6 protein-coding genes and 1 pseudogene are annotated in these 6,289 nt (G+C 59.4%); 5 read left to right on the top strand and 2 right to left on the bottom strand.

Going from position 1 to position 6,289, the window contains the following annotated elements:
* The 3 genes from AC1DT3_RS09960 to AC1DT3_RS09950 form a co-directional block, all read left to right on the top strand.
* A partial coding sequence (locus AC1DT3_RS09960) for an ABC transporter ATP-binding protein (RefSeq protein WP_477465096.1) occupies positions 1-604 on the top strand: 604 nt, incomplete at its 5' end.
* Positions 594-1,646, top strand: coding sequence for an ABC transporter ATP-binding protein (locus AC1DT3_RS09955; protein ID WP_477465095.1), 1,053 nt, complete (start codon positions 594-596; stop codon positions 1,644-1,646). The genes AC1DT3_RS09960 and AC1DT3_RS09955, both read left to right, overlap by 11 nt.
* A 112-nt stretch (positions 1,647-1,758) precedes the next feature.
* On the top strand, positions 1,759-2,703 hold the full coding sequence (locus tag AC1DT3_RS09950) for a dihydrodipicolinate synthase family protein (RefSeq protein ID WP_477465094.1): 945 nt from the start codon (positions 1,759-1,761) through the stop codon (positions 2,701-2,703).
* Positions 2,704-2,921: 218 nt separating this feature from the next.
* Here the strand turns inward: AC1DT3_RS09950 and AC1DT3_RS09945 are convergent, their stop codons facing one another.
* A complete protein-coding gene (locus AC1DT3_RS09945) occupies positions 2,922-3,356 on the bottom strand; it encodes a DoxX family protein (RefSeq protein WP_477465093.1) in 435 nt (144 codons plus the stop codon).
* A 228-nt stretch (positions 3,357-3,584) separates the two neighbouring features.
* On the opposite strand from AC1DT3_RS09945, the gene AC1DT3_RS09940 reads away from it, so the two are divergent.
* Positions 3,585-4,046, top strand: coding sequence for a DUF4126 family protein (locus tag AC1DT3_RS09940; protein ID WP_477465092.1), 462 nt, complete (start codon positions 3,585-3,587; stop codon positions 4,044-4,046).
* Complete coding sequence (locus AC1DT3_RS09935; protein ID WP_477465091.1) at positions 4,043-5,416, top strand: FAD-containing oxidoreductase; 1,374 nt, start codon at positions 4,043-4,045, stop codon at positions 5,414-5,416. Before AC1DT3_RS09940 ends, AC1DT3_RS09935 begins: the two co-directional genes overlap by 4 nt.
* Positions 5,417-5,569: 153 nt before the next feature.
* Here the strand turns inward: AC1DT3_RS09935 and AC1DT3_RS09930 are convergent.
* Positions 5,570-6,289, bottom strand: a pseudogene (locus AC1DT3_RS09930) (alpha/beta hydrolase); the annotation flags it as partial.

Below are 6,289 nucleotides of genomic sequence, written 5' to 3'. Positions count from 1 at the left end.
GGCCATAGCAAGCTTGGCTGCCGTCGGCATCGCGGCGCCGCGACAGCGTGTCGACGAATATCCGCACAACCTGTCGGGCGGCATGAGGCAACGTGCCATGATCGCCATGGCGCTCGTTTGCAATCCCTCGCTTCTCATCGCCGATGAGCCGACGACCGCGCTCGATGTCACCATCCAGGCGCAAGTGCTCGACCTCATGAACGAACTTCGGCGCGACTTCGCCGGTGCAATCATGTTCATCACCCACGATCTTGGCGTCGTCGCAGCGATGGCGGACGACGTGATTGTCATGTATCGCGGCAAGATCGTGGAGAGCGCATTCGTTCGCGACCTCTATCGCAATCCGCTGCACCCATACACGCAGGGCCTCCTGCGCTCCGTTCCCTCCATTATCGATCGAGGGGCGACCCGTCTCGAGACGATCGAAGGTTCGGTGCCCAGACCGACCGAAGTCATCCAAGGCTGTGCCTTTGCTTCCCGATGCGTGCACGCAATGGCGATCTGCAGCCAGTCGGTTCCGGCACTCGCAAACGTCGATGGCACTCATAGGGCGGCATGCTTTCTTCACCACGCGATTGTCGAGGAGAACGCCAATGCTGCCTGATGACGTTCTCCTGCAAGTGAAGGGGCTTCGGAAATATTTTCCGATCCGTAAGCGTATGCTGAGCGGCTCGCAAGCGCAGATCAAAGCTGTCGACGGCGTGGACCTCACCGTCAAGAGCGGAGAGACGATCAGCCTCGTCGGCGAAAGCGGGTGCGGCAAGAGCACGACCGGCCGATCGATCATGCGACTGACAGAACCGACGGCTGGCGAAGTTCTGTTTCGCAGTGAAGTTTTGGCACAACGCGATGGCAAGGAGACGGTTGTCGACGTTGCGAGTCTGCCCTCCCGGCAGGTCAAGGCGTTGCGGCGCGAGATGCAGATTATCTTCCAGGATCCGTACTCGTCTCTCGACCCTCGCATGAACGTCGGCGATATCATCGGCGAGCCTTTGCGAATCCAGGGGACGCTGAATCGAAATGAGCGCGCCGAGCGGGTCGTCCGTCTGCTTGAAGCGGTTGGATTGGGTGCGGATCATATGAAGCGCTTCCCGCACGAGTTCTCCGGTGGGCAACGTCAACGTATCGGAATCGCTCGCGCACTTGCGCTCAATCCGCGTTTCATCGTCGCTGACGAGCCTGTTTCGGCGCTTGATGTGTCTATTCAGGCGCAGGTCGTCAATCTACTGCAGGATCTTCAGGCCGAGTTTGGCTTGACGTACCTGTTCATCGCGCACGACCTGTCGGTGGTCCGCCACATCAGCGATCGTGTCGCAGTGATGTATCTGGGCAAGATCGTCGAGATTGCCGATGCAGACGATCTCTTCTCAAATCCAAGGCATCCTTACACGGAAGCACTGCTCTCAGCTGTGCCGATTGCAGATCCCGACTTTGTGCGGACGCGGATCAGACTTCAAGGCGATGTCCCCAATCCGAGTTCGCCTCCTTCGGGTTGCCCATTCCATCCGCGCTGTTCCTACGCAACGGCGCAATGCAAGGCTGAAATTCCGTATCTGCGTTCGGCCGGTCGGGAGCACCAGGTCAGCTGCCATCGGTTCGAGAAACTCAACTTGTCGGGTATCGAGAAACGCTATGCACTGACCTGAAAGACATTGCATGGTGTCGACCATGGCGACGGACACACCTTTCAATCTCCCAAGCTACGTTTGGGACAAGACGCTGTTGCAAACAGCACAATCTATCTAGGGAGACTCTCCGATGAAGCCGAATGATCGCCAATCCGGCGTATATGCGATCGCACCGACACCGTTCTTGCCGGACGGGCGCATCGATACCACCTCTGTCGATCGGATGACGGATTTCTACGCCGAGTCTGGCTGCACAGGTATCACGGCGCTCGGCATCATGGGAGAGGCGCCGAAGCTCGATGCCGAGGAGGCATTCAGCGTTGCCGGCCAAGTCATCCGGCGCTCGAAGATACCTGTGGTCATCGGTGTGTCGGCGCCTGGTTTTGCAGCCATGCGCAACCTCACGCGACACGTGATGGATCAGGGCGCCGCCGGCGTTATGATTGCGCCGCCACCATCATTGCGAACCGACGATCAGATCGTCACCTATTTCCGTCAGGCGGTCGAAGCCATCGGTGACGACGTGCCGTGGGTCCTTCAGGATTACCCGCTCACCCTAAGCGTCGTGATGACGCCAAGCGTGATCGCTCGGATCGTGACCGAGAATCCATCTTGCTACATGCTGAAGCATGAAGATTGGCCAGGGCTCGAGAAAATTTCGGCGTTGCGTACCTTTGAGAGGGAGGGGAAGTTGCGTCCGCTTTCGATCTTGTGCGGAAACGGCGGCCTGTTCCTCGATTTCGAGATGGAGCGTGGCGCAGACGGGGCAATGACCGGCTACGCATTCGTCGATGCTCTCATGGAGATCGTTTCCCTTGCTGCCAGCGGCAAGCGCGATGAGGCGCATGACCTGTTCGATGCTCACCTGCCATTCCTGCGCTACGAGCAGCAGCAAGGCATTGGCCTCGCGATCCGGAAGTATGTGATGATGCGACGAGGTGTGCTGGCATCCGATGCGCAGCGTAAGCCTGGCGCAGCTTTGTCCTCTACGGGCAAGACCGAGGTCGAGTATCTCCTCGCTCGCCTCGCCAGAATCGATAAGCGAGCCGATCTGATGTCTCATCGCGCCGCGTGACCGAGGTCTCCTCGTATGAATGTGCGTCGCGGCTCAGGTGCTGCGACGCTCAATGAGCACATGACTGGTGTCGACGATCGACGGTACAGAAGCGACGTCGTTCTCGTCTTGAATGCGATTGAGAATCAATCGCGCCTCGGCACTCGTTCATCTGCTCCGAGTTTCGCAAGCTGCCCGGCCGACGAGAGAGGGGTGCCTCCGTCGGCCGTAGCAGGGGGTCACGCGGGCTTTGCGACAGAAGCTCTGCCTTCAACCGGGAGGGTGAAAGGTCTCAGAGCGAAGGCACCGTCGCCGATGAGGATGTGCGCGACCGCCGCAACCACGAGGAACGCGGGATATTCCCAGCCGCCGTTGGGGGCGTTGAAGATCCAGCCATTGGGTGCGTGAACAGCCGTCGCGCCGAGCAGCACGGGCAGAAGAGCGACGTTGGCGAGGCGGCCGTAGAAGCCCGTAAGGATAGCGATACCGCCGATCAGCTCTGCGAGAATGATCGGCCACGCGAGGAACGTGGGGTATCCGAGCTGCGCGAGAAATCCGGCGAAGCCGGGGACGGTAAAGACGGCAACTTTCAGATATGCGTGTGCAATAAACATAAGGCCCAGGGCCACACGCAGGCCGAAAGCGCCAAAGGGGGCAAAGCGAGAGTCGATCATCGTCATCTCCGTTCATGTTCGATCGGTCAGATCGTCGGCCACAACTTGATGTTTTCGATAATGCAATGCAATGGACAGTTTTGCAGTTATTTCATTGCAAAAACGCATATTGGCCTCCAGCGCTGAGCCTTGGGTCAGGCGCGTTCGATTGATTTGCTAACGGCGGTATTTCGGAAATAATGCCGCTGCTGCCTTCTACCGACGCGCGACCGAGTTCCGGAGACAAGCATGCTCATCGTTCTTCTCGCTCTGCTGATCGGAATCATTGCCGGGCTTCGCGTTTTCACTGCTGTCGCAGCCACGAGTTGGGCCGCCTATCTCGGCTGGCTTCCCCTCGACGGTACGTGGCTCGCGTTCCTGGGTCACCAGTGGGCCCCCTACATTGCGACTGTCCTTGCTGCCGGTGAACTGATCGCCGATCAGCTGCCGAGTACGGCAAGCAGAAAGGTGCCGTCTCAATTCGGTGCGAGGATCGTCACCGGTGCCGTCTGCGGCGCAGCGTTCGCTATCACGGGTTCGTGGTTGGGAGGTCTCGTCGCCGGGGTCGTTGGAGCGATCGTCGGAACATTGGGCGGCTACGAGTTTCGGACGCGGCTGACGGCTGCAACAGGCAGAGGCATTGCGATCGCGCTTCTCGAAGATGTCATCGCCCTGGCCGGCGCCATTCTCGTCGTAAGGGCTCTGGCATGACACAATCCTACGATGCCATCATCATCGGCGCCGGCCAAGCCGGCCCGCCGCTTGCCGAACGACTGACGAAGGCTGGAATGAATGTCGCCCTCGTCGAGCGGAAGCTGTTTGGTGGAACCTGTGTGAACACCGGCTGCATCCCGACCAAGACCCTCGTCGCCAGCGCCTATGCCGCGCATTTGATGAGGCGCGTGTCCGATTACGGTGTGACCGTAGGCGATGTCGCCGTGGACATGATGGCCGTCAAAGCCAGAAAGGACGCCATATCCGGCAAATCTCGCACCGGTGTGGAAGCAATGCTGCGTGGCCTAAAGACGTGTACGGTCCATCAGGGACACGCCACCTTCGGTGCTCCGAACGAGGTCATGGTGAGCGGCGAAACCCTTCGCTCAGATCGGATCTTCATCAACGTGGGCGGCCGCGCATTTATCCCGGATTTCGCCGGTGTAAACGAAGTCGAATACCTGACGAATACMTCGATCCTCGAACTCGATGCCCTGCCGGAACATCTCGTCATCGTCGGGGGAAGCTATGTCGGCCTTGAATTTGCACAGATCTACCGACGATTTGGCAGCAAAGTCACTGTCGTCGAAAAAGGCCCTCGCCTGATTGCCCGAGAGGATGTGGAAGTCTCAAGCGCGGTTCAAACTATTCTCGAGGCGGAAGGTGTTGCTGTCCGACTGAGTGCGGAATGCATCAAGTTCACCCCGAGGGGAAATGAAATCGGCGTCGGCGTAAATTGCACCTCGGGGGAACCGGAGGTCGTGGGATCGCACGTGCTTCTGGCTGTTGGTCGGCGACCAAACACAGACGATCTCGGCTTGGACAAGGCCGGCGTCTTGATGGACGAGCGCGGATACATCCGAGTCGACGATGAACTGCGAACGAACGTCGATGGGATTTGGGCGCTCGGCGATTGCAATGGCAAGGGTGCTTTTACTCATACGGCGTACAACGACTTCGAGATTGTTGCCGCAAACTTGCTCGACGGCGAGAAAAGACGCGTCAGCGACCGCATCCCAGCTTACGCGCTTTTCGTCGATCCCCCACTCGGACGCGTGGGGATGACCGAAGCGGAGGCCCGTGCGGCCGGCCATGAAGTTGCCATTGGTACCCGGCCCATGACTCGCGTTGGGCGCGCCATCGAGAAGGGCGAAACGCAGGGATTCATGAAAGTCGTCGTCGACCGGAAGACAGAGGGAATTCTCGGAGCTGCCATCTTAGGCGTCGGTGGGGACGAGGTGGTCCACGGCCTTTTGGACATTATGTATGCGCGGGCGCCTTACACGACTTTGCGGCGAGCGGTGCATATTCACCCGACAGTTTCCGAACTCGTTCCGACCGTCTTGGGCGACCTGAAGGCGTCATAAGGCATCCGCGAGGGTCGACCGCAGCTTCGCCGAGTCAGACAGATCACGGCGGGCCAGCGGTGTGGCGATGACGCTTTGTCGCCTGGAATTCTAGGACTGCGGAGCGCTCGCCCGGTGATCCCTTCCGATGTCGTTCGGGGATCTGGTGCGCAACTAAGGCTTCGACCTAACAACGATACCCTCTTCGATTCGCTGCGCCATGTAAGGGTAGAACGGGTTCGAGGATATGCGCAGCAACGTGTCCAGATTCACGACGAGGGCGCCGCGCTCGCCTCGCGGTGCGAGGGACCCCAAGTTGATGCCGAAGTTCTCGGACTTATCCGGCGCGGTTCCATAGAGCGAGTCGGATATGGGGAAGGGGAGCGCGACGTGTGAAAGCGAGTAAATGTCGTTCGGGTACGATAGACCCAACGGGTAAACCTGCTCTGTCACGGATCCGGCTTCGGTGATGCGGGCGACGACCTCGCTGCTCTGTAGATCTGCATTGGTGATGATCGCCGTCCGGTACTGGCGGGGAGGCGCCGGAAGAATTCGAGCAAGAACTGCTTCCGATGCGGAGCTGAACAGCGGGCCGAATTTTGCGGTTCGATTGATGTCGAACAGCACGAGCTCGCTCCCGTTCGACGGAAGATGAGCATAGAGACCAGTGACGATGGCGCGCGTGCTGACGGTGAAATCGATCACGGACTGGAACGTGATGATCGGCGGCAACCGGTCGAGGCGCGTCTGGTTGGCGATGCGCTGCTGAAGCGCATCTGTCACACGATATGATTGCCGCGCGGCGTTGACGGGAAACGAGTTGTACTTGAATGGGTTGAATTCGGGCAGCACACTGAGCCACGCTGCCTTCGCGAACGCCGGAAGGACAGCGGG

The sequence above is a fragment of the Microvirga sp. P4_G7 genome (genome assembly GCF_056401005.1).
The sequence above is the reverse complement of the archived record's forward strand: the minus strand, read 5'-3'. Positions and strand labels throughout refer to the sequence as shown.

Excerpts from the sequence above, each read along its gene's own strand:
- AC1DT3_RS09940 (WP_477465092.1), top strand. The coding sequence starts at position 3,585 with ATGCTCATCGTTCTTCTCGCTCTGCTGATCGGAATCATTGCCGGGCTT.
- AC1DT3_RS09950 (WP_477465094.1), top strand. The coding sequence starts at position 1,759 with ATGAAGCCGAATGATCGCCAATCCGGCGTATATGCGATCGCACCGACA.
- AC1DT3_RS09945 (WP_477465093.1), bottom strand. The coding sequence starts at position 3,356 with ATGATCGACTCTCGCTTTGCCCCCTTTGGCGCTTTCGGCCTGCGTGTG.
- AC1DT3_RS09955 (WP_477465095.1), top strand. The coding sequence starts at position 594 with ATGCTGCCTGATGACGTTCTCCTGCAAGTGAAGGGGCTTCGGAAATAT.